Origin of the sequence: Aquirufa originis, from assembly GCF_042714495.1 — a bacterium.
In the GTDB taxonomy this organism is placed as follows: Bacteria; Bacteroidota; Bacteroidia; order Cytophagales; family Spirosomataceae; genus Aquirufa; species Aquirufa originis.
The window spans coordinates 290,890-315,739 of record NZ_JBBKXY010000003.1 but is presented as its reverse complement, the minus strand read 5'-3'; the positions used below and the strand labels follow the sequence as shown (position 1 = coordinate 315,739).

Genomic DNA, 24,850 nt, shown 5'->3' with positions numbered 1-24,850 from the left:
ATTATTTCGATAATGACGCGAAGTTTTTAAAGAAATGAGGAATCGTTTCAATCCCTTTGTAAAAATTAAATAGACCATAATGCTCATTAGGAGAATGAATATCATCTGAATCTAGGCCAAAGCCCATCAATATCGATTTAATCCCTAATTCTTTCTCAAATAAGGCCACAATGGGAATACTTCCGCCGCCACGAGTAGGCACAGGTTCTTTACCAAAAGTGGTGGTCATCGCCTCCGAAGCCGCCTGAAAGGCGATACTATCCGTAGGCATTAGATAACCCTCTCCACCGTGGTGTGCTGTTACTTTCACTTTTACTCCTTTAGGCGCAATCGCTTTAAAGTGTTCCGTAAATAGACGTGTAATCTCTGCTGAAGACTGGTTAGGCACAAGTCGCATAGAGATTTTGGCATAAGCTTTAGATGGTAATACTGTTTTCGCTCCTTCACCTGTATAACCTCCCCAAATGCCATTTACATCTAACGTAGGGCGAATCGAAGCGCGTTCTAATGTCGTAAAACCTTTCTCACCGTGCACGGTGTCTATGCCTAAATCTTTTTGGTAAGCGTCTAAATCAAATGGAGTCTGTGCCATCGCTGCTCTGTCAGCCGCGCTCACTTCCATCACCCCATCATAAAAACCGGGGATGGTGATGTGATTGAATTCATCGTGCATCGAGGAAATCATTTGGCACAATATATTAATTGGATTTGCTACCGCTCCGCCATATACACCAGAGTGTAAATCACGGTTAGGGCCCTGTACTTCCACTTCCATATAGCTCAATCCACGCAAACCCACATCGATGGAAGGAATATCATTCGCAATAATAGATGTATCTGAAATCAAGATCACATCTGCTTTTAATAAGTCTTTATTCGCAGCCACGAAATTACCCAGATTATCCGACCCAATTTCTTCCTCGCCCTCGATCATAAACTTCACATTACAAGTCAAATTACCGGAGGCTAACATGGACTCGAATGCCTTCACGTGCATAAATACCTGACCTTTATCATCACAAGCTCCACGCGCATATATCACCTCATCCTTAATCACAGGTTCAAAAGGAGGATTATCCCAAAGCTCCAAAGGATCTGCCGGTTGCACATCGTAATGTCCATACACCAATACCGTAGGGGCAGCTGGATCCACCATTTTCTCACCATACACGATGGGATGACCTGGTGTTTCTTCTAAGCGAACGTGATCTGCGCCAGCCTGGCGTAAGTTCTCTGCAACCCATTCCGCGGCTTTGCGCACATCACCCGTATAGGCTGGGTCTGCAGAAATCGAAGGAATACGTAATAAGTCCAAAAGCTCCGCCAGAAACCGATCCTTGTGGGCGGCAATAAATTCGTGTGTTGATTGCATAATAAATGAAGATAGAAAGACTACAAGCGTCCTTTTCGAGGGATAAGATACATCCGATTTTCCGTTCCTGAAATGATTCGACCGATATTTTTACGGTGCGTAAAGATCACTAAAAAGGAGATGATGAATCCAAAATAAATTAAAATAGGCAACTCTTTGCCGAATACGCCAAATTGAAGCAATAGTGGAAATACTAAAGAGGTTACCATAGAACCTAAAGAAACGTAATGCGAGATCGCAAATACAAGTAAAAAAACGAGACTACTCACCAAGGCTGCCTGCGGATGTAAGGCTATGACCATACCTAAGGTCGTTGCCACACCTTTGCCCCCTTTGAAATCACAAAAAACGGGAAGTAAATGGCCAATGATGGCTAAGAAACCAAACAAGATCTTCAACGTTACGCACGTTTGCCAATCCACTAAGCCAAATGAAAATAAAACGGTTGCTAAACTAGCAGCTGCAAATCCCTTCAAAGCATCTACAAACAAAACGATCGATCCGGCCTTTTTACCTAACACACGAAAGGTGTTGGTTGCTCCTGCATTACCACTCCCATGTTGGCGAATATCAATTCCGTGATAGCGATCACCATACCAAATTGCCGTAGGGATAGACCCTAACAGGTAACTTAATAAAGACAGGCCCACAAGAATTAAAAGCATAATACATTAGTTGTAACCTTGTAAATATAGGGCGTCAAGTTTATGAAATCAAATGCAACAAAAACATTCTTGAAATGTTTAAACTTTCGTCTTTATAATGTTCTAAAAAGAGAAATTAACCGATGCCATTAACCTGAAACGCTGAGGATTACCGTGATCTAAATAGGTCAAACGATGGAAGGCTTGTACACGTAAAATCTTAAAAATATTATCGATTCCATAACCTACCTCTGCAAAAGGCTTGTTCGGATCCAAGGAATCAAACGAGTATTGATCTAAGAATTTAGAGCGTAAGGGACTGTTTACATCTTTCATAATTTCACGATTCGCAGATCGTTGACTTCCCAGCAAAATATTACCTGAGGCAATAAAACGCCATTTTAATTTCTTAATCAACGGAATGCGATTAAACAATAAACCCTCAAAATTGTGATTATATTGTAACGAAGCATATTGATCACTCACGAATTCAAAATAATTCATGGTGGAATAGGCCGATCGAACGAAGAAAAAAGTCTCATTTCCTAAGTGAGGAAACAAGAGCGGTGCAGGTAAATTAGATGGTGTATAACCTGCTGTAAACGTATAATCCGAGCGACCTAAGGTTCCTAAACGGAAGGTTTGGTAAGCCTTCAATGTGACGCGGTCATAAGTAAAGTCTCCCCCTAAGAAGCCTTTGAATCCGTGTTGGTATTTCAAGGTAACCACTGGGATACGTTTCGTGGCTAAAGTAATTCGCTCATTCCCATTCATGATGAAGGTTTCGTTTTTGGCAAAACGAAACTCCACCGTCGCAAAAGTCTCTTGGTAGTAATCCTGCACCGCTGAGGCGCGACCTAATTCCGGATTTAATCGGTATTGAAAACGGAACAAAGGATCGAATGAACGCGTATTTAAAGAGGTTGTTACGGTTAAACCTTTGTAGAATTCGGACGAGAAAAAGGCCTCCGATTCCCTTCTAAAGAAGGCACCAGAAAAAGCCCCCCAACGGGTGAAAGAATAGAATAATTTATTATCCCCAATCAATTCAGGCGTTAAACCCACCCGTTCAATGTCATACGAATGACGAAGTCCGGCGACTGTCCACTTCTTTTTAGAGAAAAGGTAATTCACCTCCGCGGAATATTTAGGCACTAAATCTTTCGTCCCAAAACCAACGTTTCCCCTTAAAATCCAGTGCTTATCAAAGTTTGCATTCGTCCTAAAACCTAAACGTAAACGCGCACCTTCAATTTTATTCACCGCAAAGCTGGACACATATGGACCCACTTCGATGTCATTGAATTTCTTGTAGCCACTGAGAATAATCTCTGCGATTTCGACGTAGGTTCGAACGATAGGCAGATTCTGCACGGAATCAATCAAGGCGGATGCCATTAAATCTTGTGTACTCAGAGGTTCGTGACGGGCATACTTCCAAAACTCCGGATTAGGCTGCATCGCATCTTCCGCGACCTCCGTGGTGAAATCATAAAAGCCCAATTCATGTGGCTTGTTGACCACGAAATCTTTGTTCGAAATGTACATTTTCAATAACATCCCGGCACTGCCTTTGGTAATTTCTTCTAAGTCGATCAGGAATCGGGTTCTAGCTGGAAGCCAAGCTCCTGAGCTGGTTTGTTCTAGTTCCTGAGAGATTTTAATTTTATCAATGAAATTCAAATTAGCTCCTTTGTCTACAGCTGCATCAATTTGCACCAATGCGAAGGATGTCGTGTCAATCCACATTTGGCCTCTAAAAACCAGATCCATCGGGTTCTTCGGATCAAAATCCATCTGGTAACACACATGGCCATCCACATTTACGGTATCACCTAAAAAATAGCTATAACTTCCTTTCCAGTTATCCCCAATCGGGCTAGCAAAGTCCTTGCCAAAAAAGCCGACATAGTTCTGATAGAAATTATAATTAGCCACTAAATTTCCTCCCACTAACTGTGAAATTAACGAACCATCTTTGACTCCCACACCCTTGATGTTGGTCTTCGTAATGGTTTCCTTCTTACGTTGTGGACTTTCTAAATAATAAAACTTCCCCACAGACTCCGAGATGTACGTAGGAATAACGAGCTTACCATCTTCTCCAGCTATTTTCTCAAACTTCTTGATTGCCTGAGCAATGTCTTTCATCACCTTTTTCTCCTTGAACTTATCTGAGATATTATCCACATCGAGTTCCATCTTCGCATAGGAATCATATTCGTATGCAGATAGCTTCGATCGATCATTCTTTTCGCGGTTGCGAATTACTCCTCGCAGGATTTTAAAAGCCGGATTTTCACCTGAATACACAATCACCTCAGCCATTTCACGTCCCGAGGGTTCTAACTGAAAGTCAACTTCTTGTAATTTAGCCCCGCGCGTAATTTTTTTCACGCGCTTTTTATAGCCTACAAAGGAGGCAAAAAGGCTATCGGCAGAATATTTTGAATTAAGGGTAAACTCTCCTTGAAAGTTTGTGGTGGCACCTTGACTGACGCCTACTAGCCCTACAGAAGCAAAAGGAATGGGGTCTCCGTTCTTTGAATCGGTCACTCTACCTTTGATCACAAACTGACCAGCAGACGAGAAAACCGTAAAATATAAGAAAAAAGCCAGCAATAGGCTGAATTTCAATTTCATCGAGGGAGTTTTAAATTGCAAACGTTACAAAAATAGCAAGCTAAGCGAATATTTCGCTATTCGTCGGCACATTTCTGTGTTTCGTCTAAGAAGTTTTTGAATTTCTCCAAAGCACGCGCCCGGTGGGCTATTTTATTCTTCTCAGCCAAGGTCATTTCGGCAAAGGTGCGGGTTTCCATTTCCGGTTGAAAAATAGGATCATAGCCAAAACCCTGTGTGCCGCGGGGCAACTCCACTATCGACCCTTGAATCTCTCCTTCAAACGAATGGTAAGTACCCGCTGCAAAATAAGTCAAAACCGTAACGAAGCGCGCACGCCGATTCGAATTACCGCGCAGGTTTTGTAATAGTAATTGGAGGTTTGCTTGATCATCTTTGGGTTCACCTGCATAACGGGCAGAATAGACGCCAGGATCACCACCTAAAGCTTCTACTTCTAAACCGGAATCGTCTGCCAAACAAGAAACTTGGAATTTCTCGGCGATATACCGTGCTTTTTGAAGGGAATTCTCAGTAAGCGTCTTACCTGTTTCAGGGATCTCTTCAGTAAGCGCAAGTGAACTTAAATCCAGGACACTAAAGTGATCCTGAAGCAAAGCCGTTAGTTCTTCGACTTTGTGCTTGTTTTGGGTAGCTAAATAGAGAATAGGGCGCATTATTGTGCAGAGACTACTTCGATCTCAAAATACAAAGGAGAGTAACCAGGAATTGAAGAATTGCCGGCAGCGCCATAAGCAATCGTATAAGGTAAAATTGCTTTTGCTTTCTCCCCTACTTTCATTTTCAATACTGTCTCTTCAAATCCAGGAATTAATTGGCCTGCTCCAGCTGTAAAGGTCAAGGTACCAGAACCGAATTTAGAATCATATACTACCTTATTGGTCGCATCCGTTTGAATATATCCATAGCCTAAACGACCTGTATAATTCACTTTTATCATCTGCCCGGTCGTAACTGCTGCACCTGTGGGGTTTTCTACTACTTTTTGAAACACTAATCCTGAGGTTGTTTTCTCAGGAGCAGTGAAACCATACGTACTTTGCATGGCAGTAATTTGGTCCGCTTGGTTCTTAACGGAAACTACTTCAATTTCTGCTTTAATGACTGAATAAGCAGGCACATTCCCAAAGGTATTGGCACCAAAAGCTAAGGAAGAGGGTAACAAAAAAGTCCCCTTATCCCCCGCTTTCATTAACGAAACAGGTAGTGAAAAGAGACTCTGAGAAACACCGAAAATAATGGATTTGGATTGACCTGCCACCTTGGAAGTAGAATCAACGAAGGTCCCGTCTAATAAAGTCAATTTGTAATGTAAAGTAACTAAATCAGCTACGGCAGGAGCGCTTGCAGCACCGGCAGAAGTGATGGAATAATACATGCCATCTACCGTACTTTGGTAGGTAAGATTACGTTGCTTTAAGTAGTTTTGTATATCTGTATTATTCTTTGAAACTTCCTGTTCCACAGGATTATCCACCGAACAACTTGTTAAACCCATCGCAATAGCGAAAAATAAAACCACATACTTCATCATACTTATTCAATTTTAGCCACGTAGATTTCGAAACTTAAAGGTGTATAACCAGGAATACTGCTGTTTCCATTAGCCCCATAACCCAGAGCAGAAGGGAAAACGATCACTGCTTTTTCGCCTAAACGCATTTTCTCGATGCCCATTTGGAAACCAGGAACAGTTTGCGTCCCACCTATGGTCACGCTCAAACTGTCTGTGCGAGCCATATTGCCATCAAAAGCTTTAGAACTCAAGAAACGTCCTGTGTATTTAATTTTAACCACTTTGCCTTGAGCTGGAATATCACCCGTTCCGGCTTGCAAACGTATGTAACGAAGACCGTCTGTTTGGGTGTCTGTCACCGTATATCCATTGCGAGTAATGTATTCACGAATAAGATCATCTTGTGTGCGAACCACATACGACTTGATTTTCACCTTCATAGGCGTGTAAGCTGGCAAATCTGGGAATGCTTGAGCAGTACCAGGAATCACCAAAGTGGCTTGTTCGCCCTCTCTCAGCGCTGTCAACAAAGAAACGAAAACGGGATTACCATTGCCGTACCGTAAAAAATAAGGAGAATTAGTCGCCCGATTTGTACTATCAAGTACCTTGCCCGTTGCCAGGTTTGAGAACTCATAATGTACATAGAGTGAATCACCCTTCGTCGCTAATTCCCCCGATGGATTCGATTTAGTCACAAAATAATAGCCTCCATCAGCCAGGGCAGATGGGCTTTGATTTTGACCAGCAAAATAGGCTAAAATCTGTGTTTGATTTTCTTTCGCTCTCACCTCATCTTCCAATGCAATATCAGAGAGACATGAAAACGTAAAAAGGGCAATAAATAGGAATCCGAAAACTTTCATTCAATTATTTCTTAGACAATACTTCTAATTCAAATACTAAAATAGCATTTGCAGGGATACGTGGCGCTGCACCTTGAGCACCATAGCCTAACGCTGACGGGATCACAAAAGTACCTTTACCTCCTTTTTTCAATAACATTAAGGCTTCGTTGAAGCCTGGAACTAATTGACCTACTGGAGGCATAGCCACACCAGCACCTTTGTCGAATTCTTTTCCATCCAAGAATGTTCCAATATAGTTTACTTCCCAAGACTCACCCATTTTAGGGCCTTCACCCACACCTGGATTAGAGATGGATACGTACAAACCAGTAGAAGTCTTAGTGAATTTTTTACCTGAATTAGCTACGTACGCTTCGATTAATTTCGCGTCTTTACCTGTTTGCTCCGCTGATAATTTCGTCATCTCTTTTTCAAATTCTGCACGAGATTGAGATTTCTTGATCTTAACGATGAAGCGAACATCTGTACCACGCTTCAAGAACGGGGGAACTGGCTGGTTTGCATCCTTGAATAAGCTATCAACAGGAACGAAGATGGTTGCGCTATCGCCTACCGCTAATAAACGCAAACCGTTCTCAAAAGAACCTTTGAACGCTCCTGCAGGCGCAGCTGGAGGAACTAGATCTTGTAATGGCTTGCCTTCTTTGCGTGAATCTTTGATCGTAGAATCGGCATCGTTTTTAATCACTAAATCAAACGTAATGATATCACCTTCTTTTAATTTAGCGGCGCTATCATCATGTTCGTGTTTTTGAATTTTAACTCCGTCTACTACTTCGACATTATTACACGAAGCTAGTGCCATTGCCGCTACTAAAATTACTGCTAGTTGTTTACGCATGATTTTGATTTTATAAATTTTTAACTCGATTTATTTCAGAAAGATACAAAGGTAACACTTCCATTAGTTTTTTCTTCGCCTCCACTAAACTTCCCCCAGAAAAACGTCCACCGGAGGCATTTTTATGCCCGCCACCTTCAAAGTATTTCGAAGCAAATTCGTTCACGGCAAAAGGTTCGATAGATCTAAAAGATAGCTTTACGCCATCTGGACGCTCAATCATTAGGATGGACCATACACAGCCGGTGATTTGCAAACCGTAATTCACGATTCCTTCTGTGTCCCCTGCTTGAGAATTAAATTTTGTTAAATCCTCTGCCGTGATCCACATGAAAGCTAGGTGATATTCGGGTAGGTAGTCCATTCTTTGGCCTAACACATGACCAATAAACTTCAAACGATCGATACTGGATGAATCAAATACCTTGCGATGCACCTCGTTTGTATTCACCCCTACATCAATCAAGGCCGCCACAACGGTATGCACATGAGCGGTCGTGTTAGGATGACGAAAAGAGCCTGTGTCGGTCATAATGCCGGAATACAAGCAGGATCCGATCGATGGGTCTAGGAGATTTTCATCGCCCCACTCCAGGATCAAATCATAGATTAATTCACAAGTCGAAGCCGCTATGGTTCGGTGGTAATAATAATCGCCAAAGTCTTCCGGATCCAAGTGGTGATCTATCACCACCTTTTTTGCCCGCGACTTGCGTACTAAAGGCGCCATATTGTGCAACCTTTGAATGCCCGAGAAATCCAAACAGAAAATAAAATCAGCTTCCTCGACCAGCGCATCGATTTGTACCTTGTGAAGTAGCTCGTCATAGGTTAAAATATCCGCTGCTCCCGGCATCCATTTTAGGTTAGCGGACAAGGCTGATGGCACCGCTACCGTCGCTTGAATACCTTTTTTGGCCAAATATCCTTGAAAAGCAAGGGTCGAACCAATCGCATCCGAATCCGGATTATAATGTGCGGTGATCACAGCTTTTGTGCCTGGAATAAGTTGGGCTTTTAACTCAGAAATGGAGGTCATAAAATAGGTGTGCCAGAAATAAATTTGGGCGAACGCAAAGTTAGAGATAAATTTGTTCAAAATTATGCCAATGTCAACAAATAGAACTTTTACCATGATTAAGCCGGATGCGGTCGCAGACGGTCACACAGGTCCCATCATTCAACAAATCGAAAAAGCTGGTTACAAAATTGTAGCCATTACGAAATTAAAAATGAGCCCAGAGCAAGCGGGTCAATTTTATGCTGTTCACAGCGAGCGTCCTTTTTATCAAAGCCTTTGCGACTATATGTCGAAGAGCGAGATTATCCCGATGATTTTGGAGAAAGAAAACGCGGTAGCTGATTTTCGTACCTTCATCGGTTCCACGAATCCGGCTGAAGCTGCAGAAGGAACTATTCGTAAGCAATTTGCCAAATCCTTAGAGGCTAACGCCATCCACGGATCTGATTCGGATGAAAATGCAGCCATCGAAGGCGCGTTCTTCTTCCCAGGAGTTTAAATCTTAGCGGTGCTTGTAGAATAAGAATCCGTTCTCTTCTTTTAGGAAGATCAAGTTCGGATGGTATTTAAACTTATCTTCTGCATCCGCTTTCAGGATGAAATAAGCCGGTCTATCCAGCTTTTTCGCCGCCAATAATTCATCGCCCGCGGGACTTCCTGCGGGCTTTTGAAAATACAAGAGGTGCGCGTAGGACTTGAATCCAACAGGCTCGACGTAGACTTTTTGGCCCATCTTTGCGATATAAAAATCAATCACAGTCGCCTGCGTATACCCTTCTATTTTAGGCACCACGATGGCCATATAGGCCATAATCGTCACCAAGGACGCTGCCATCAAGGTATGTAACTTCTTTGTGAACAGGTAATATATCACGGCTACAGCAAATACCAAGCCGATCAAAAACTCCCAACCCGCCCAAAACACGGGTGCTTGCAAATTACCTTGCACGAATACGTCTTGAATGTAAGGAGCGATGAGGCCCGCGTTTTGGCCTATCAATGGAACCGCCGTCAACACCGTCGCTAATACTAATCCCACAAAGCCTATCGCCGTATTGTATTTCCAATTAAAGCGAAATCCACCTGCCTGCCATTCCTGCAAAACCACCGCCGAGAAATAGGTCAACGGAATCCAGCACATGGACGAATAGTGTACAATTTTCGTCTTCACAATACTGAACAGAATCAAGACCACCCAAAACAACACTTTCATCCAGTTCGAAAAATCCAATTCCTCCCGCTTCCAGCGAAACAATCGAGCTCCCGCCCAAATCGACACCGGAAAACATCCAATCAAAAGAACCACAAAGTGGTAATAAAAGGGTTGCCCGTGCCCGGCATCCCCCGTTGTCATCAAGCGTACTTGGTAGGTAAAGAAATCCTCAATGATCTGCCATCCAAATTTGTAAGCAATCAAACCATACCAAACCACAAAGAAAAACACGGAGATCAATCCCGCCACAACGGCGCCTGAAAACAAACGACCATTTACTCTCGAACGGTACAAAATCCCTACGAAAAAGAGGGTTAATGCCCAAAGGAGCAATGCCGCTGGACCTTTGGTCAACAAGGCTAAACCAATCGAAATCCCAGCGAATACGACATTTCTAAAGCGCGTCGAATCCTGAAAGAACTCCGAAAAGAAATAGACACCTAAAAAAATCAACAAGTTGAATAGCGGATCGATAATCCCGGAACTCGCATACACGTGTGGTGTTATCGCGACCAGATAAGAAAATGCCCATAGATTACCAAAATTAGCACCCCAGGTCTTCTTCCCTATCGCATAAAGCGCCCACAGCGTAGCGATTCCAATGATCGCATTAGGAAAACGCGCAGCAAATTCCATCGAAATGTCTGATTGACCCGAAAACGAATCAAAGACCATAAAACTCAGTGCCTGCAGCCAAAGAAACAAAGGCGGCTTCTCCCAGAACGGTTGAAAGTTGATTTGGACGCTTAAAAAATCCCCCGTCACAATCATCTCCCTCGCCGATTCCGCAAAATTCACTTCATCCCAATCGAACAAATGCGTCGACCCCAAAAAAGGGATATACACCGCCGCTCCCACGAGCGCCCAGAAAAGGTAAGGTTTACTTTGAACTGCTTTTAGCATAATGGATCGAATAAAATAAGGCAGATGAGCCTACTCCAATGGCCGCTCCCACGAGGGTATCCACCGGAAAATGTTGAAATAAATAGACTCTAGAATAGGCAACGCCTACGGCAATTAAACCAGCTAATGCTCCCCAGAACCAGCGACGCAACAGCACCGCCACCCAAAAGAACATAAAAAAGGCCGCCCCGGTATGTCCTGATGGCATGGAATTAAATTCACTGATTAAAAGCCCAGGAATGATATGCCATTTAATACCTGAACTGGCAAAATAGGCCAAAGGTCGCAGCGCGTCAGTAAACACCAGATGTTTTAATCCCTGAATCAAACCGGTAGATAAGGCATAGGAATACACATAAGGCAAAGCGTAGGCTTTCTGAAACCGGATTAGATAGAGTAAGAGTAAAATAGGCAGAACAACTTCAGCCGTGGCAGTCAACGCCTGAAAGGTCATGTCTGCTAAAGGGGAGTTATTTCCGTTGATGAGCTGAAGCTGATCGAGACGCTGGTAGGCGCTAATAAAAATCCAGCCTACTACTTCGTAAAAAATAAAAATCCCCAAAAATGCTTTTACAGCCGGACTCCAATGCTTCATGCCTCGAAATTACGAATTTGTTCAGCGCAACTATTGCTGTTTTCGAATATTTTCGTAATTTCGCATTCTTTTTTACCCAAGAGTGAAAATGAACGTCTTAGAAGCATACCAGATACCGATACTTTCTTTAGAAGATAAAGTATACCCGTATTCCTTCACCGGGAACGACGAATTTTTCGCTGCTTTCGAGCAAGAATGGGTCCAAAAGGGCGAATTTAACGCAAAAGCGACGTTAGATAAATCGCCGACCATGATTCAGGTTAGACTGGAGATTGACGGCTTTTTGAAATTAATTTGCGATAGATCAAATGAGGAATTTGAATTCCCTATTCACCTAGATGAGAAGATTATTTACAAATATTCGGATCACAATGAAGATATGGGAGATAATTTATTCTTGTTAGATAGAAAGTCGCCTAAATTAGATTTATCGCAAGATTTATTTGATTTCATTGCCTTACAGGTGCCTATGAAAAAGTTGCACCCTAGGTTTGTGAAACCTCTAGAAGAGCATGTAGATGGCGAGTTGATTTATACAACAGACCCAGAAGACGAAAATAAAGCCGATCAGGAGCCAGAAATGGATCCGAGATGGGCAGCATTAAAAAAATTAACAGACAATAATTAATAAATAACAATACAATGGCACATCCTAAAAGAAAAATCTCTACTACTCGTCGTGATACAAGAAGAGCGCATGATTTCGGAACTCCAAGACATTTAGGAGTTGATCCACAAACAGGCGAAACTCACCTTTATCACCGTGCTCACGTACATGAAGGTAACTTGTTCTACAAAGGAAAAATGATCGTAGAAGGATTCACGGTTAAGTAATTCCCTGGTAGACTGCAGCTTTACGCTGTTTTTTCAGCACAACTGAAAAAATCCCGTTAAAATGCTATTTTTTGACTAAATTTAATGCTATTTTTGCCAAAAGCTTTAGTAATTAAACATAATTAAATGAAAATAGCCGTTGATGTGATGGGCGGGGATTATGCCCCAGAAGCTGTAATTGAAGGAATACTTTTAGCGTTATCTAGTCTTTCAAACGACGACACTATATTAGCCGTAGGTCCACAGGGCACCATCGAGCAATTATTAGCGAAACACGGGTATGCAGGCAAGCAAATTGCCATCATTCACGCGGATCAGGTAATTGAAATGGGTGAACATCCGACTAAGGCATTATCTCAAAAACCCAATTCCAGCATCGGAGTTGGGTTTCATCTTTTAAAAGAAGGCAAAGCAGACGTCTTTGCTTCAGCAGGAAATACCGGCGCTATGATGGTCGGATCTTTATTTTCTGTCAAAACCATCGAAGGAATTTCTCGACCAGCAATTGCCGGATTCGTTCCACAAGAGGACGGCACCTATGCCCTAATGCTAGATATTGGCGCGAATGCAGATTGCAAACCAGAGATGCTAGATCAATTTGCTTTGTTAGGCTCTGTGTACTTTGAAGCGACAACTGGTAAGAAAGCACCACGCGTAGGTTTAATGAACATAGGCGAAGAAGAGCAAAAAGGAAACATCCTTTCGCTAGCGACACATGCCCTTTTAAAGGAAAACAAGAAAATCAACTTCATCGGTAACATCGAGGGGAAAGACTTCTTTAAGAACAAAGCAGACGTTATTGTGACGGACGGATTTACGGGAAACATTATTTTGAAGATGGGGGAATCTATCTACAAGATCATGAAAGACCAAGGAATCACGAATGACTTTGTGGAGAATACGAATTACGAAAAATACGGCGGTAGCCCGATCATCGGGATTAATGGGAATGTGATTATTGCACACGGGGCGTCTAGTCCTTTGGCAATCAAAAACATGATCAAACTTTGTAGATCCGTTGTAGAATCAGATGTGTGCGGAAAGATTAAGGCCGCCATCGAGAACCAATAATGAATATGAGCCAAAAAATAAGTGCAGCCATCACCGGAGTCGCAGGATATGTACCGGATTATGTGCTGACGAATCAAGAATTAGAAAAAATCATTGATACAAACGACGAGTGGATCACTTCTCGCACCGGCATCAAAGAAAGACGTATTTTGAAAGGCGAAGGTCTGGGAACGTCTTTTATGGGGGCGAAAGCGGTGGAGGATCTCTTGAAGAAAACCAATACTAAGCCAGAAGAAGTAGACATGCTGATCTGTGCTACGGTGACTCCAGATTACTTTTTCCCTTCCGCTTCGAACTTGATTTGCAAGGCAGTAGGCATCCGTGAAACGGCTTCCTTTGACTTAGCAGCGGCTTGTTCTGGTTTCTTAAATGCCTTAGGTGCAGGTACCGCCTTCATCGAATCAGGTCGTTACAAGAAAATCGTGGTTGTGGGTGCGGATAAAATGTCTTCGATTGTAGACTATACGGATCGTACGACGTGCATTCTTTTTGGGGATGGAGCGGCAGCGGTGATGTTAGAACCAAATTTTGAAGGTTTAGGCGTACAAGACTTCATCTTGAAATCAGATGGAGAAGGATGTGAATCCTTAATGCAAAAAGGGGGCGGTAGCGCCTACCCTCCTACGGTAGAATCAGTAGAATCAAAATGGCATTACATTCGCCAAGAAGGTCAATCCGTATTTAAATTTGCGGTGACGCGTATGGCAGATGTTTCGGCAGAAATCATGGAGCGTAATCACTTGACGGGAGATGATATCAAGTACTTGGTTCCGCACCAAGCGAACAAACGCATCATCGATGCGACAGCAAATCGCATGGGTGTGAGTGAAGATAAGGTGATGTTGAACATCCAGAAATATGGAAATACGACGGCGGCGACTATTCCGCTTTGTCTTTGGGATTACGAAAACAAACTAAAAAAAGGAGATAACCTGATCTTAGCGGCCTTCGGTGGAGGTTTCACATGGGGATCAGCTTACGTTAAATGGGCATACGACCCTAAATAATTAGAAATGGCAACTACAGCAGACATTAAGAATGGATTAGTGATTAAATACAATGACGACTTATACTCGATCATTGAATTCCTTCACGTAAAACCAGGAAAAGGCCCGGCTTTCGTTCGGACGAAATTACGTTCATTAAGCTCAGGAAAAGTATTAGATAATACGTTCAACTCAGGCGTGGCAATCTATCCCGTACGTGTGGAGCGCAGAAAATTCCAATTTATCTACAAAGACGAGTTTGGTTTTAACTTCATGGACCAAGAGTCATTCGAGCAAATTCTATTAAACGAGAATTTATGCGTGATGGCGGACTTGATGAAAGAAGGCCAAGAGGTAGAGATTTTGATCAATACAGAAAACGATGCGGCTTTGTCATGTGAATTACCTCCATTCGTAGAGTTAAAGGTAACCTACACAGAACCAGGTGTTCGTGGCGATACGGCTAACTCTCCTAAGAAACCAGCAACGGTGGAAACAGGAGCGACGATCACCGTGCCTATTTTCATCGAACAAGATGAAGTGATTAAAGTAGATACAAGAACCTATTCATACGCTGAGCGTGTAAAATAATTAGCTACCTTTGTAGCGTTTAATTAACAAAAAAGAATGGATACTAAAGAAATTCAACGATTACTCGATTATATCGCGAAATCTCCACTAGCGGAGGTTAGCATCGAAACAGAAGGTTTAAAGGTTTCTGTTAAGAAACACGGAGAAGCAGCACCGGTAGTAAGTGTGGTTTCTGCAGCACCAGCAGCGGCTCCAGTAGCGGCAGCTCCAGCAGCAGCGCCAGCGGCTCCAGCAGCACCGGCACCCGTAGCAGATAACTTATATACAGTTAAGTCACCTATGATCGGTACATTCTACCGTGCTCCAGGTCCAGATAAAGATAACTTCGTAGAAGTAGGAACAGAAATCGCTCCAGGTAAAACAGTTTGTGTGATCGAAGCGATGAAATTGTTTAACGAAATCGATTCAGAAATCTCTGGAAAGATCGTTAAAATCTTAGTTGATAATGCAAGTCCTGTAGAATTTGATCAACCTTTATTCTTGGTTGAAAAAGCGTAATCTATGTTTAAAAAGATATTAATAGCGAATCGCGGGGAAATTGCCTTGCGTATTATTCGGACTTGTAAAGAGATGGGCATCAAAACGGTGGCCGTTTTCTCTACCGCCGATCGCGACAGTTTACACGTTCGCTTTGCGGATGAGGCCGTATGTATCGGACCTCCGCCCAGCAGACAATCCTACTTGAGTATTCCGGCGATTATTTCGGCTGCAGAAGTGACTGGAGCTGATGCGATCCACCCGGGTTACGGTTTCCTTTCTGAGAATGCAGAATTCTCTCGTATTTGTTCAGAACATGGGATCAAGTTCATCGGTGCTTCGGCAGAGATGATTAATTCGATGGGGGATAAAGCCACAGCGAAAGAGACGATGAAGCGTGCAGGAGTTCCGGTTATCCCGGGTTCTGACGGCTTAATCGACACCGTAGAAGAAGCAAAAGAATTAGCGAAAGCCATCAAATACCCGGTAATCATCAAAGCGACAGCTGGTGGTGGTGGCCGCGGGATGCGTATCATCCGGGAGGAGTCAGAATTTGACAAATTATGGGAAGATGCGAAGATGGAATCAGCGGCGGCTTTTGGAAACGATGCGATGTACATGGAGAAATTCGTGGAAGAGCCTCGTCACATTGAAATTCAGATCGTGGGAGATAAATTTGGCAAAGCTTGTCACTTATCAGAACGCGATTGCTCGATTCAACGTCGTCACCAAAAATTGTGCGAAGAAACGCCATCCCCTGCCCTTTCGGACGAATTGCGCAAAAAAATGGGTGAGGCAGCTATCGCAGGTGCTACCGCTATCGGGTACGAAGGCGCGGGTACGATTGAGTTCTTAGTGGACAAAAACGGAGATTTCTACTTCATGGAGATGAATACCCGTATCCAAGTAGAGCATCCAATCACAGAAGAGGTAACAGATTTCGATCTAATTAAGGAGCAAATTAAGGTAGCAGCGGGCATCGCGATTTCGGGCCAAAACTACTTCCCTAAATTATATGCCTTAGAATGCCGTATTAATGCGGAAGATCCAGCGAACGGTTTCCGTCCATCACCAGGTAAGATCACAAATCTTCACCTACCAGGTGGCCACGGCGTTCGTATTGACTCTCACGTGTATTCTGGCTATACTATTCCACCGAATTACGATTCAATGATTGCGAAAGTAATCGTTTCAGGCCAAAGCCGTGAAGAAGTATTACTTCGTATGAAGCGTGCTTTGCAAGAATTCGTCATTGAGGGCATCAAAACCACGATTCCTTTCCACATTAAGTTGATGGATGATCCTACGTTCCAGTCAGGTCAATTCACGACGGCTTTCATGGAAAGTTTCGATTTGAGCGATTTATAATTTGACCTAAAAAGGTAGTGAAAAAGGAGGCTTGTAGGCCTCCTTTTTTTGTTCTAAAACATTTTCTTTTAGACACTTGCATATCAAATCAAGATTTTATAAATTTGCACTCCCATTTTTCGATTGAATGCCCGTTTGAAAGATAAAATAGGTCATAATCAATTCCTTTAGACAAATTCCGTGGTCTAGGTGGAAACGATTCAAACAGTTAAATTATAAACAAGTGGATACTTTAAGTTACAAAACCATCTCCGCAAACAAAGCTACTGTACAGAAAGCTTGGTTTGTTGTAGATGCAGAAAATCAAGTTTTGGGACGTGTTTGTTCTGAAATTGCGAAAATCATTCGTGGAAAGCACAAGCCTTCTTACACTCCACACGTTGATTGTGGCGATCAAGTTATCGTTATCAACGCGGACAAAATTCGCTTAACTGGTAAGAAAATGACAGACAAGGTGTATATCCGTCACACGGGTTACCCAGGTGGTCAACGTTTCGCAACTCCACGTGAGGTTTTAGCTAAAAACCCAAGAGGTGTTGTCGAATCAGCAGTAAAAGGTATGTTACCTAAAAACCGTTTAGGTCGTGTTTTATTCAACAACCTATTCGTTTATGCAGGATCAGAACATCCTCACGCAGCTCAACAACCAAAAGAAATTAAGTTTTAACGGACACTAAGAAAATGGCAGAAATAACAAGTAAAATCGGTAGAAGAAAGACGGCAGTAGCTCGTATTTCTATGACACCAGGTAAAGGCCAGATTAAAATCAACGGCCGTGTATTAGCTGATTACTTCCCATCTGAAATTCTTCAGATTGTTGTTAATCAACCTTTCGCTCTAACGAACACAGTAGGTTCTTTTGATGTAACAGCTAACGTAGATGGCGGTGGTATCAAAGGTCAAGCTGAAGCACTTCGTATGGCGATTTCACGTGCACTTCAAACGCAAGATGCTGAATTACGTTCTCCTTTGAAAAAAGAAGGCTTCTTAACTCGTGACCCACGTATGGTGGAGCGTAAGAAACCAGGACGTGCGAAAGCTCGTAAGAGATTCCAATTCTCTAAGCGTTAAGATTTGTTCGTGGAAAAGGCTTGTCTGTTGCCGATGCCTTTTCCACCTTTTTATTATTCACATTTTTAAACAACCAAAATGGCACAATTAAGCTACAACGACTTGCTTGACGCAGGCGTTCACTTCGGTCACTTGACACGTAAGTGGGATCCTAAAATGGCTCCATATATCTTTATGGAGAAAAATGGTATCCACATCATTGATCTAAATAAAACGATCTCTTCTTTAGAAGAAGCATCAGCAGCTCTTCGTTCAATTGTACGTTCAGGCCGTAAGGTAATGTTCGTTGCAACTAAGAAACAAGCACAAGAAATTGTGACGACAGAAGCAGATAAATTAAAAATGCCGTACGTAACTGACCGTTGGTTAGGTGGTATGTTGACTAACTTCGCGACTGTACGTAAGTCTATCAAGAAGATGTCTAGCATTGATAAAATGTTAAAAGACGAAGTTATCGTTAAGACAATCGCTAAGCGTGAGCGTTTAATGTTAACTCGTGAAGAAGAAAAATTAAAGCGTGTTTTAGGTGGTATCACTGACTTAACTCGTCTTCCAGCGGCATTGTTCGTAGTAGACGTTAAGCGTGAGCACATCGCGGTTTCTGAAGCTAAGAAATTAGGTATCCCAGTTTTCGCTATGTGTGATACGAACTCTAACCCAGATTTAGTTGATTATCCAATCCCAGCGAATGATGATGCATACAAGTCTATCTCCATCATCATCACTGCCATTTCTAAAGCGATCGAAGAAGGTTTAGCAGAAAGAAAACAAGATAAGGATGATGCTCGTGAGGCGGAAGAAGTAGAAGCTAAAAAAGCAGCGGACGACGATTCACAAGAGGCAGCTAAGGTAGCGGCTAAATACGAAAAAGAAGCAGAACAAGAATAAATATTCATACATATGTCAATTACAGCAGCAGACGTTAACAAGTTACGTCAAATGACCGGTGCAGGAATGATGGATTGCAAGAAAGCTTTGACTGAAGCCAATGGTGACTTCGAAGCAGCAGTAGATATCCTTCGTAAAGCAGGTCAAAAAGTAGCAGCGAAACGTGCGGACAATGAAACTAATGAAGGTGTTGTATTAGTAGCACTTAATGCAGATCACTCGAACGGTAAATTAATCGCTTTAGCTTGTGAAACTGAACCAGTTTCTAAAGTAGCTGACTTCAATAATTTAGCTAAAACAATCATTGACAAAGCAGCAGCGTCTCACGCTCCTTCAGCGCATGATTTATTAGCTGAGCCGTTAGCAGATGGACGTTCGGTAGAAGGTCACATCATCGAATTAACTGGTAAAATTGGAGAGAAAATCACGTTAGCAGCTTACGAAAACGTAACAGCTGAGAAAGTGGTTTCTTACATTCACTCTAACAACAAAATCGGTGTTTTAGTAGCATTCGAAAACGTTCAAGGAGTAGATGTATCTGAAGTAGGAAAAGATATCGCGATGCAAATCACGGCTATGAAACCTGTCGCTTTAGACAAGGATGGTGTAGATTCTGAGACTATTGAAAGAGAAATCGAAATCGGTAAAGATCAAGCACGTCAAGAAGGTAAGCCTGAGGCGATGTTAGAGAAAATTGCAGTAGGTAAATTAGAGAAGTTCTACAAAGAACAAACTTTATTAAACCAACAATTCGTAAAAGACTCATCGATCACGATTCGTCAACTATTAGAGCAAACGCAAAAAGGTTTAACGATTTCATCGTTCAAACGTATCGCTTTGGTTTAATACCACTCGAATTCTTACGAAAGACCCACCCGAAACGGTGGGTCTTTTTTTTGTCAGTAAAATTCCGACCAGATGCTCAATTTGAGTTGATAGAATGCGCGACATTTTCTAACTTGTAGTTCAATTTAATTTCGAATAATTTTAAGTCAAGCATGGCGTTAATCAGCATCTTAGGTGGAGGAGAAAGTGGTGTAGGGGCCGCTCTATTGGCTAAATCAAAAGGATTTGACGTGTTTTTGTCTGATGCTGGTGCATTGAAAGAAAACTACCAACAAACCTTACGTGACAATGAGATTGAATTTGAAACAGGTGGCCATAGTTTAGAGCGAATTTTAAGCTCTCAAGAGATCATCATTAGCCCCGGAATTCCAGAAAAAACAGACATCGTAAAGGCCATCAAGGCGAAAGCCATTTCGCTTGTGTCGGAAATCGAATTCGCAGCACGATATACGAATGCGAAAATCGTGGCCATCACAGGTTCGAATGGAAAAACGACTACCACCCTACTGACGTACCATTTCTTGAAATCAGCTGGCCTTAAAGTGGGTTTAGCGGGAAATATAGGCCAAAGCTTTGCTAAGCAGGTCATGGAAGATAAACATGACGTATATGTCCTAGAGATTTCCAGCTTTCAATTAGATCGCTGCTTTCAATTTAAGCCAGACGTGGCCGTGTTATTGAACATCACTCCTGATCACCTAGATCGCTACGAATACCAATTTGAAAATTATATCGCATCGAAGTTCCGTATTTTCCAAAATGCGGATGCGAGCACGAGCTGTGTCTTTTGGGCAGATGACGAAGTGATTCAATCTAACCTAGCTAAAATACCTGCAAGTGCAACGTTCAAAACCGTTAGCTTTCAGCAAAAAGCAAACGCCTACATTACGGCTGAAAAGATTCAATTCGATGGAGCTACGCTAACTTTAGCTGACGCACCATTGAAAGGGCCACACAATGCCATCAATATGGCCGTGGCCATGTTAGCGGCACATGAGGCAGGAGTGTCCTTCTCGCAAATCCTTCAGTCCTTACCCTTCTTTGAAAATGCTCCACATAGATTAGAACCGTGTGGCGTATGGAATGGCGTAGAATTTATCAATGACTCCAAAGCCACCAATGTAGATGCGGTCTTTTATGCCTTAAATAGCTACAAGCAACCATTAATCTTGATGATGGGTGGTGTGGACAAAGGAAATGAATACGAGGTATTGGATCCCCTAGTAAAGGAGAAAGTCAAAGGACTTATATGTCTGGGAACAGATAACGCGAAGTTAGAAGCACATTTCGGCGGTATTGTTCCGCAACTTTTTGCGACAAATTCATTAGAGGATGCCGTGCTGAAAGCAAAAGAGTGGGCGGTCGATGGCGATGTCGTATTACTATCACCAGCTTGTGCTAGTTTTGATTTATTTAAGAATTACGAAGATCGAGGAGATCAATTTAAAAACACTGTTAAACGTTTGATCCATGGATAGTAAGATCAGAGCCTTCTTTCAGGAGCACCTGAAAGGGGATTATAAGATTTGGTTAATCGTGTTTATTTTAAACGCGTTCGGATTGTTAATTCAATTCTCCGCGAAGGCGAAGTTAACGATGGATGGCCCGTTTGAGCCCCTTTCGAGCTTCATTAAAACCTTGGTGATCTTAGGGATCTCTTTCTATTTAATGTCCTATTTCTCCAAATCCAATTACAGCCGCGTCGCTAAATTTAGTGATTTGGCGCTGTTTTTGTCTTGGGGATTAGTCATGGTGGCTTATGTTTTTGGAGCAACTAAAGGGGGGGCGAATCGCTGGGTTCAGTTAGGCCCCATCTCCTTTATGCCTTCGGATATGGTAAAATTATGCCTAATTACGAGCTTAGCGAAGGATTTCTCCTCTAAACAAGCAGATCCGGAATCCTACAATATGGTAATGTTTATTCGTATGTTGTTCAAGATTGGTATTTCTTGCTTCTTGATCATGTTATCGAATTTCTCCACTAGTGTGTTGATTTTCTTAACGAGTATAATCCTGATGTTTTTTGGCCGTGTTCCCGCTAAGCAAATTGCGATGATCGTGGCTGCCGTGGCTATGCTGGCGGTGACGGTGGTCTCTTTGGGTATTGGCCAAAGAGCGCAAACCGTAAAAACCCGTATCGAAAACTATGTTCAGCGGATTGGCAAGAACGAGACGAGAGTAAACAAGGCTAAGAACGAGGATTATCAAATCACCCGAAGCCTTTATGCCATCGCCACCGGTGCCATTCACCCGAAAGGTCCCGGCAAAAGTCAGCAACGTTACATCCTATCTCAAGCTGAATCCGATTTCGTCTATGCCATTATCATCGAAGAATACGGCATCGTGGGAGGTCTCGCCATACCGCTACTCTTCCTGATTTTTATGTACAGGGGGGCGAAGGCCATTCAGTATAGTAACAAGCCTTTTGGCGGCTTATTATCAGCCGGATTAACATTCTCCATTGTCTTCCAGGCATTCATCAATATGCTTGTAGCCGTGGACGCCGGCCCTGTAACAGGTCAGCCGATGCCCATGATCTCTGCTGGTGGAACATCCTTGATTTTTACGGCCATTTCGATTGGCCTCATTTTAGCAGTTAGTAAGGACAAAGATCCTGAACCTGTTCAACAACCTGCCGTTGCCTAATGTCTATTAAACGTGTGATCATTTCTGGAGGAGGAACCGGTGGACATATTTACCCAGCCATTTCGATCGCCAATGCGATGAAGGAAATCGATCCTGCCTTGGAATTCTTATTTGTAGGAGCGGAAGGAAAAATGGAGATGGAGAAAGTACCCAAAGCGGGCTTTAATATCATCGGTCTTCCTATCGTAGGCATTCAAAGAACGCAGGTATGGAAGAATCTATTTTTCCCATTCAAGTTGATCAAAAGCCTTTGGCAATCAGTTAAAATCCTTCAAGATTTCAAACCTGATGTGGCTGTAGGTGTAGGAGGCTATGCGTCAGGACCGCTATTATTAGCTGCCAGATTCTTAGGCATCCCCTATTATATTCAAGAACAAAATTCCTTTGCAGGCATTACGAATAAGGCCTTAGCCGCAAAGGCGGAGCATATTTTTGTAGCCTATCCAGGCATGGAAAAGTTCTTCCCCGCGGAGAAAATCACCCTGAGTGGAAATCCAGTCCGCAAAGACCTAATCAATGCGGCAGATAAGAAAGCACAAGCTGCAGCACATTTCCATTTAGATCCTGCTAAAAAAACGATTTTAATCATCGGTGGAAGTCAAGGGGCGCGTAGCATCAACCAGGGAATCTTAAGCGGATTAGACCGATTAACTGACGCTGGGGTGCAGGTGATTTGGCAGACTGGAATTGCTTTTGAATCTACGGCCAAGCAGGCGGTGGCTGGAAATGCGAGCACCTACGTTTCTGCCTTTATTTATGAAATGGATTTAGCGTATGCGATGGCCGATTTAGTGATTTCTAGAGCTGGAGCGTCCTCCGTTTCCGAAATTTGCCTTATCGGTAAAGCCAGCATCTTAGTTCCACTACCAAGCGCTGCAGAAGACCACCAAACAGAGAATGCGAAAAGCCTCGTTTCCCAAAACGCCGCGATTCTGGTTCGCGACGTAGACGTGAAAGAAAAATTAATCACGGAAGCATTAGCCGCGCTGCAAACTGATTTAAGTACCCTTGAAAAAAATAGCCTTCGTTTAGCTAAGCCAAACGCAGCACATGAAATAGCCCAATCCATTTTAAGCCGATGAAAAAAGAATTAAGCCTGAGCGATTTAAAACAAGTCTATTTTTTAGGAATTGGTGGCATCGGTATGTCGGCCATCGCGCGCTGGTTCTTGCACAATGGGTTTCCGGTGGCAGGTTACGATAAAACAGAGAGTCCCTTGACAAAGAAATTAGCGGAGGAGGGAATGGTGATTCACTATGAGGATTCCATCGACCTGATTCCGGCGGCTTGCCTATCAGACATTGAACATAGCTTATTTATCTATACGCCGGCCATCCCGAAGGATCATGTAGAGATGAATTATTTGCTTTCCAAAGGCATACGCCTCTACAAGCGTTCGGAAATTTTAGGCTGGATTACCCAACAAATCCCTACCCTAGCCGTGGCGGGAACCCATGGAAAAACGACAACTTCGTCGCTTTTAACCCATCTACTCATCAGTGCTAAGAAGAATGTGACCGCATTTTTAGGTGGTATAACCGTCAATTACGGTACGAACTTCATACCAAACCATTCGAAAGAAAACATCGTTTGTGTAGTAGAGGCAGACGAATACGATCGTTCTTTCTTGACACTACATCCACAAGCGGCGGTGGTGACCTCCACAGATGCGGATCACTTAGATATCTATGGCGATGGGGATTCAGTTTTAGAGAGTTTCCAATTGTTTGTGAACCAAATCAAGGCAGACGGTTTCTTCATCCAAAAAAAGGGATTGAGTTTACATTCTGACTTGGGTGAATCGACTTTTGGGATTGATAAGGGAGACTTCAAGGCACATAACATCCGCATCGAAGATCACCGGATGATTTTTGACATGAGCTATCCAGATGGCGAGGTACTTGATATACCGATGCGCATTCCAGGTTTTCATAATATTGAAAATGCCTTAGCTGCCGCTGCTTTAGCGATGCAGGTAGGTGTGACCGGTGAAGAGATCAAAGTAGGTATTGCTTCTTTCCTAGGTGTTAAACGCCGTTTCGAGTACCACGTGGAATCAGATGAACATGTGATGATCGATGATTACGCGCACCACCCGACTGAAATTGCGGCATGCTTGAACTCGGTAAAAGCACTTTACCCAGGCGAGAAAATTACGGCCGTTTTCCAGCCGCATTTATTCTCTAGAACCAGGGACTTTATTGATGATTTTGCCAAAAGCCTTGCCATCGCTGACGAGCTCTATTTATTAGACATTTATCCGGCGCGTGAATTACCAATGGAAGGAGTTACTTCGGATTGGTTATTGAACAAAATCGATTTAAAAGACAAACAGGTCATCTCTAAAGCGGACCTTCTACAAGTGATCGACACGAAAAAACCGAAACTTTTAGTGACGATGGGCGCAGGAGATATCGATCTTCTTTTGAATGATTTAAAATTGAGCTTATCTTAG

At 42.8% G+C, this 24,850-nt stretch carries 26 protein-coding genes; 16 read left to right on the top strand and 10 right to left on the bottom strand.

Annotated features, from left to right (window positions below):
* Nucleotide 1 precedes the first annotated feature (1 nt).
* The 8 genes from SKC35_RS09775 to SKC35_RS09740 form a co-directional block, all read right to left on the bottom strand.
* Nucleotides 2–1,372 carry a dipeptidase gene (locus SKC35_RS09775; RefSeq protein ID WP_377979198.1) on the bottom strand — a complete coding sequence of 457 codons (1,371 nt, stop codon included), beginning with the start codon at nt 1,370–1,372 and terminating at the stop codon, nt 2–4.
* 20 nt (nt 1,373–1,392) lie between these two features.
* Complete coding sequence (gene plsY, locus SKC35_RS09770) at nt 1,393–2,037, bottom strand: glycerol-3-phosphate 1-O-acyltransferase PlsY (protein WP_377979197.1); 645 nt, start codon at nt 2,035–2,037, stop codon at nt 1,393–1,395.
* Nucleotides 2,038–2,139: 102 nt separating this feature from the next.
* Nucleotides 2,140–4,659, bottom strand: a complete 2,520-nt coding sequence (locus tag SKC35_RS09765) for a DUF5686 and carboxypeptidase-like regulatory domain-containing protein (RefSeq protein WP_377979196.1) — start codon at nt 4,657–4,659, stop codon at nt 2,140–2,142.
* Nucleotides 4,660–4,715: 56 nt separating this feature from the next.
* On the bottom strand, nt 4,716–5,315 hold the full coding sequence (gene rdgB, locus SKC35_RS09760) for an RdgB/HAM1 family non-canonical purine NTP pyrophosphatase (protein WP_377979195.1): 600 nt from the start codon (nt 5,313–5,315) through the stop codon (nt 4,716–4,718).
* Complete coding sequence (locus SKC35_RS09755; RefSeq protein ID WP_377979194.1) at nt 5,315–6,193, bottom strand: FKBP-type peptidyl-prolyl cis-trans isomerase; 879 nt, start codon at nt 6,191–6,193, stop codon at nt 5,315–5,317. Before SKC35_RS09755 ends, rdgB begins: the two co-directional genes overlap by 1 nt.
* Before the next feature lie 2 nt (nt 6,194–6,195).
* Complete coding sequence (locus SKC35_RS09750) at nt 6,196–7,041, bottom strand: FKBP-type peptidyl-prolyl cis-trans isomerase (RefSeq protein WP_377979193.1); 846 nt, start codon at nt 7,039–7,041, stop codon at nt 6,196–6,198.
* A 4-nt stretch (nt 7,042–7,045) separates the two neighbouring features.
* The gene (locus SKC35_RS09745) at nt 7,046–7,885 is read right to left on the bottom strand and encodes an FKBP-type peptidyl-prolyl cis-trans isomerase (protein ID WP_377979192.1); all 840 of its coding nucleotides are present in this window, start codon (nt 7,883–7,885) and stop codon (nt 7,046–7,048) included.
* Between the two features lie 10 nt (nt 7,886–7,895).
* Nucleotides 7,896–8,984 carry a DHH family phosphoesterase gene (locus SKC35_RS09740; RefSeq protein ID WP_377979191.1) on the bottom strand — a complete coding sequence of 363 codons (1,089 nt, stop codon included), beginning with the start codon at nt 8,982–8,984 and terminating at the stop codon, nt 7,896–7,898.
* A gap of 10 nt (nt 8,985–8,994) precedes the next feature.
* Here SKC35_RS09740 and SKC35_RS09735 point away from each other — a divergent pair, with 10 nt between their 5' ends.
* The gene (locus tag SKC35_RS09735; protein ID WP_130922878.1) at nt 8,995–9,405 is read left to right on the top strand and encodes a nucleoside-diphosphate kinase; all 411 of its coding nucleotides are present in this window, start codon (nt 8,995–8,997) and stop codon (nt 9,403–9,405) included.
* A 3-nt stretch (nt 9,406–9,408) separates the two neighbouring features.
* Here the strand turns inward: SKC35_RS09735 and SKC35_RS09730 are convergent, their stop codons facing one another.
* Nucleotides 9,409–11,022: an ArnT family glycosyltransferase gene (locus SKC35_RS09730; RefSeq protein WP_377979190.1), complete on the bottom strand. Its 1,614-nt coding sequence runs from the start codon at nt 11,020–11,022 to the stop codon at nt 9,409–9,411.
* Nucleotides 11,000–11,617 (bottom strand): phosphatase PAP2 family protein, encoded by a 618-nt coding sequence (locus SKC35_RS09725; RefSeq protein ID WP_377979189.1) that lies wholly within the window; start codon nt 11,615–11,617, stop codon nt 11,000–11,002. Before SKC35_RS09725 ends, SKC35_RS09730 begins: the two co-directional genes overlap by 23 nt.
* Before the next feature lie 88 nt (nt 11,618–11,705).
* Between SKC35_RS09725 and SKC35_RS09720 the strand changes: the two genes are divergently transcribed.
* The 15 genes from SKC35_RS09720 (at nt 11,706) to murC (ending at nt 24,850) form a co-directional block, all read left to right on the top strand.
* The gene (locus SKC35_RS09720; protein WP_377979188.1) at nt 11,706–12,245 is read left to right on the top strand and encodes a YceD family protein; all 540 of its coding nucleotides are present in this window, start codon (nt 11,706–11,708) and stop codon (nt 12,243–12,245) included.
* Nucleotides 12,246–12,259: 14 nt separating this feature from the next.
* Complete coding sequence (rpmF, locus tag SKC35_RS09715; protein ID WP_377979187.1) at nt 12,260–12,451, top strand: 50S ribosomal protein L32; 192 nt, start codon at nt 12,260–12,262, stop codon at nt 12,449–12,451.
* 126 nt (nt 12,452–12,577) lie between these two features.
* Nucleotides 12,578–13,522: a phosphate acyltransferase PlsX gene (plsX, locus tag SKC35_RS09710; RefSeq protein WP_377979186.1), complete on the top strand. Its 945-nt coding sequence runs from the start codon at nt 12,578–12,580 to the stop codon at nt 13,520–13,522.
* A 5-nt stretch (nt 13,523–13,527) separates the two neighbouring features.
* Nucleotides 13,528–14,529 carry a beta-ketoacyl-ACP synthase III gene (locus tag SKC35_RS09705; RefSeq protein ID WP_377979185.1) on the top strand — a complete coding sequence of 334 codons (1,002 nt, stop codon included), beginning with the start codon at nt 13,528–13,530 and terminating at the stop codon, nt 14,527–14,529.
* 6 nt (nt 14,530–14,535) lie between these two features.
* Complete coding sequence (gene efp, locus SKC35_RS09700; protein ID WP_377979184.1) at nt 14,536–15,099, top strand: elongation factor P; 564 nt, start codon at nt 14,536–14,538, stop codon at nt 15,097–15,099.
* 36 nt (nt 15,100–15,135) lie between these two features.
* Nucleotides 15,136–15,597, top strand: coding sequence for an acetyl-CoA carboxylase biotin carboxyl carrier protein (gene accB / locus SKC35_RS09695; RefSeq protein WP_377979183.1), 462 nt, complete (start codon nt 15,136–15,138; stop codon nt 15,595–15,597).
* Between the two features lie 3 nt (nt 15,598–15,600).
* Nucleotides 15,601–16,944, top strand: a complete 1,344-nt coding sequence (gene accC / locus SKC35_RS09690) for an acetyl-CoA carboxylase biotin carboxylase subunit (RefSeq protein ID WP_377979182.1) — start codon at nt 15,601–15,603, stop codon at nt 16,942–16,944.
* A gap of 223 nt (nt 16,945–17,167) precedes the next feature.
* Nucleotides 17,168–17,611: a 50S ribosomal protein L13 gene (rplM, locus tag SKC35_RS09685; RefSeq protein ID WP_377979181.1), complete on the top strand. Its 444-nt coding sequence runs from the start codon at nt 17,168–17,170 to the stop codon at nt 17,609–17,611.
* Nucleotides 17,612–17,625: 14 nt separating this feature from the next.
* Nucleotides 17,626–18,015, top strand: a complete 390-nt coding sequence (gene rpsI, locus SKC35_RS09680; protein ID WP_130895016.1) for a 30S ribosomal protein S9 — start codon at nt 17,626–17,628, stop codon at nt 18,013–18,015.
* Between the two features lie 78 nt (nt 18,016–18,093).
* Nucleotides 18,094–18,903 (top strand): 30S ribosomal protein S2, encoded by an 810-nt coding sequence (gene rpsB, locus SKC35_RS09675; RefSeq protein ID WP_130895015.1) that lies wholly within the window; start codon nt 18,094–18,096, stop codon nt 18,901–18,903.
* A 12-nt stretch (nt 18,904–18,915) separates the two neighbouring features.
* Nucleotides 18,916–19,749: a translation elongation factor Ts gene (gene tsf, locus SKC35_RS09670; protein ID WP_377979180.1), complete on the top strand. Its 834-nt coding sequence runs from the start codon at nt 18,916–18,918 to the stop codon at nt 19,747–19,749.
* A 152-nt stretch (nt 19,750–19,901) separates the two neighbouring features.
* Nucleotides 19,902–21,227 (top strand): UDP-N-acetylmuramoyl-L-alanine--D-glutamate ligase, encoded by a 1,326-nt coding sequence (gene murD / locus SKC35_RS09665; RefSeq protein ID WP_377979179.1) that lies wholly within the window; start codon nt 19,902–19,904, stop codon nt 21,225–21,227.
* Complete coding sequence (locus SKC35_RS09660) at nt 21,220–22,395, top strand: FtsW/RodA/SpoVE family cell cycle protein (protein ID WP_377979178.1); 1,176 nt, start codon at nt 21,220–21,222, stop codon at nt 22,393–22,395. Before murD ends, SKC35_RS09660 begins: the two co-directional genes overlap by 8 nt.
* Nucleotides 22,395–23,477 (top strand): undecaprenyldiphospho-muramoylpentapeptide beta-N-acetylglucosaminyltransferase, encoded by a 1,083-nt coding sequence (gene murG / locus SKC35_RS09655; RefSeq protein WP_377979177.1) that lies wholly within the window; start codon nt 22,395–22,397, stop codon nt 23,475–23,477. The genes SKC35_RS09660 and murG overlap by 1 nt, the downstream gene beginning before the upstream one ends.
* Nucleotides 23,474–24,850, top strand: a complete 1,377-nt coding sequence (gene murC / locus SKC35_RS09650; RefSeq protein WP_377979176.1) for a UDP-N-acetylmuramate--L-alanine ligase — start codon at nt 23,474–23,476, stop codon at nt 24,848–24,850. Before murG ends, murC begins: the two co-directional genes overlap by 4 nt.

Coding starts and splice junctions, on each gene's coding strand:
- SKC35_RS09775 (WP_377979198.1), bottom strand. CDS start 1,372: ATGCAATCAACACACGAATTTATTGCCGCCCACAAGGATCGGTTTCTG.
- SKC35_RS09705 (WP_377979185.1), top strand. CDS start 13,528: ATGAGCCAAAAAATAAGTGCAGCCATCACCGGAGTCGCAGGATATGTA.
- SKC35_RS09730 (WP_377979190.1), bottom strand. CDS start 11,022: ATGCTAAAAGCAGTTCAAAGTAAACCTTACCTTTTCTGGGCGCTCGTG.
- efp (WP_377979184.1), top strand. CDS start 14,536: ATGGCAACTACAGCAGACATTAAGAATGGATTAGTGATTAAATACAAT.
- SKC35_RS09735 (WP_130922878.1), top strand. CDS start 8,995: ATGTCAACAAATAGAACTTTTACCATGATTAAGCCGGATGCGGTCGCA.
- rpsB (WP_130895015.1), top strand. CDS start 18,094: ATGGCACAATTAAGCTACAACGACTTGCTTGACGCAGGCGTTCACTTC.
- murG (WP_377979177.1), top strand. CDS start 22,395: ATGTCTATTAAACGTGTGATCATTTCTGGAGGAGGAACCGGTGGACAT.
- murD (WP_377979179.1), top strand. CDS start 19,902: ATGGCGTTAATCAGCATCTTAGGTGGAGGAGAAAGTGGTGTAGGGGCC.
- SKC35_RS09750 (WP_377979193.1), bottom strand. CDS start 7,041: ATGAAAGTTTTCGGATTCCTATTTATTGCCCTTTTTACGTTTTCATGT.
- rdgB (WP_377979195.1), bottom strand. CDS start 5,315: ATGCGCCCTATTCTCTATTTAGCTACCCAAAACAAGCACAAAGTCGAA.
- rpmF (WP_377979187.1), top strand. CDS start 12,260: ATGGCACATCCTAAAAGAAAAATCTCTACTACTCGTCGTGATACAAGA.
- SKC35_RS09660 (WP_377979178.1), top strand. CDS start 21,220: ATGGATAGTAAGATCAGAGCCTTCTTTCAGGAGCACCTGAAAGGGGAT.
- accB (WP_377979183.1), top strand. CDS start 15,136: ATGGATACTAAAGAAATTCAACGATTACTCGATTATATCGCGAAATCT.
- SKC35_RS09725 (WP_377979189.1), bottom strand. CDS start 11,617: ATGAAGCATTGGAGTCCGGCTGTAAAAGCATTTTTGGGGATTTTTATT.
- plsY (WP_377979197.1), bottom strand. CDS start 2,037: ATGCTTTTAATTCTTGTGGGCCTGTCTTTATTAAGTTACCTGTTAGGG.
- SKC35_RS09720 (WP_377979188.1), top strand. CDS start 11,706: ATGAACGTCTTAGAAGCATACCAGATACCGATACTTTCTTTAGAAGAT.
- plsX (WP_377979186.1), top strand. CDS start 12,578: ATGAAAATAGCCGTTGATGTGATGGGCGGGGATTATGCCCCAGAAGCT.
- tsf (WP_377979180.1), top strand. CDS start 18,916: ATGTCAATTACAGCAGCAGACGTTAACAAGTTACGTCAAATGACCGGT.
- murC (WP_377979176.1), top strand. CDS start 23,474: ATGAAAAAAGAATTAAGCCTGAGCGATTTAAAACAAGTCTATTTTTTA.
- SKC35_RS09745 (WP_377979192.1), bottom strand. CDS start 7,885: ATGCGTAAACAACTAGCAGTAATTTTAGTAGCGGCAATGGCACTAGCT.
- accC (WP_377979182.1), top strand. CDS start 15,601: ATGTTTAAAAAGATATTAATAGCGAATCGCGGGGAAATTGCCTTGCGT.
- SKC35_RS09755 (WP_377979194.1), bottom strand. CDS start 6,193: ATGATGAAGTATGTGGTTTTATTTTTCGCTATTGCGATGGGTTTAACA.
- rpsI (WP_130895016.1), top strand. CDS start 17,626: ATGGCAGAAATAACAAGTAAAATCGGTAGAAGAAAGACGGCAGTAGCT.
- SKC35_RS09765 (WP_377979196.1), bottom strand. CDS start 4,659: ATGAAATTGAAATTCAGCCTATTGCTGGCTTTTTTCTTATATTTTACG.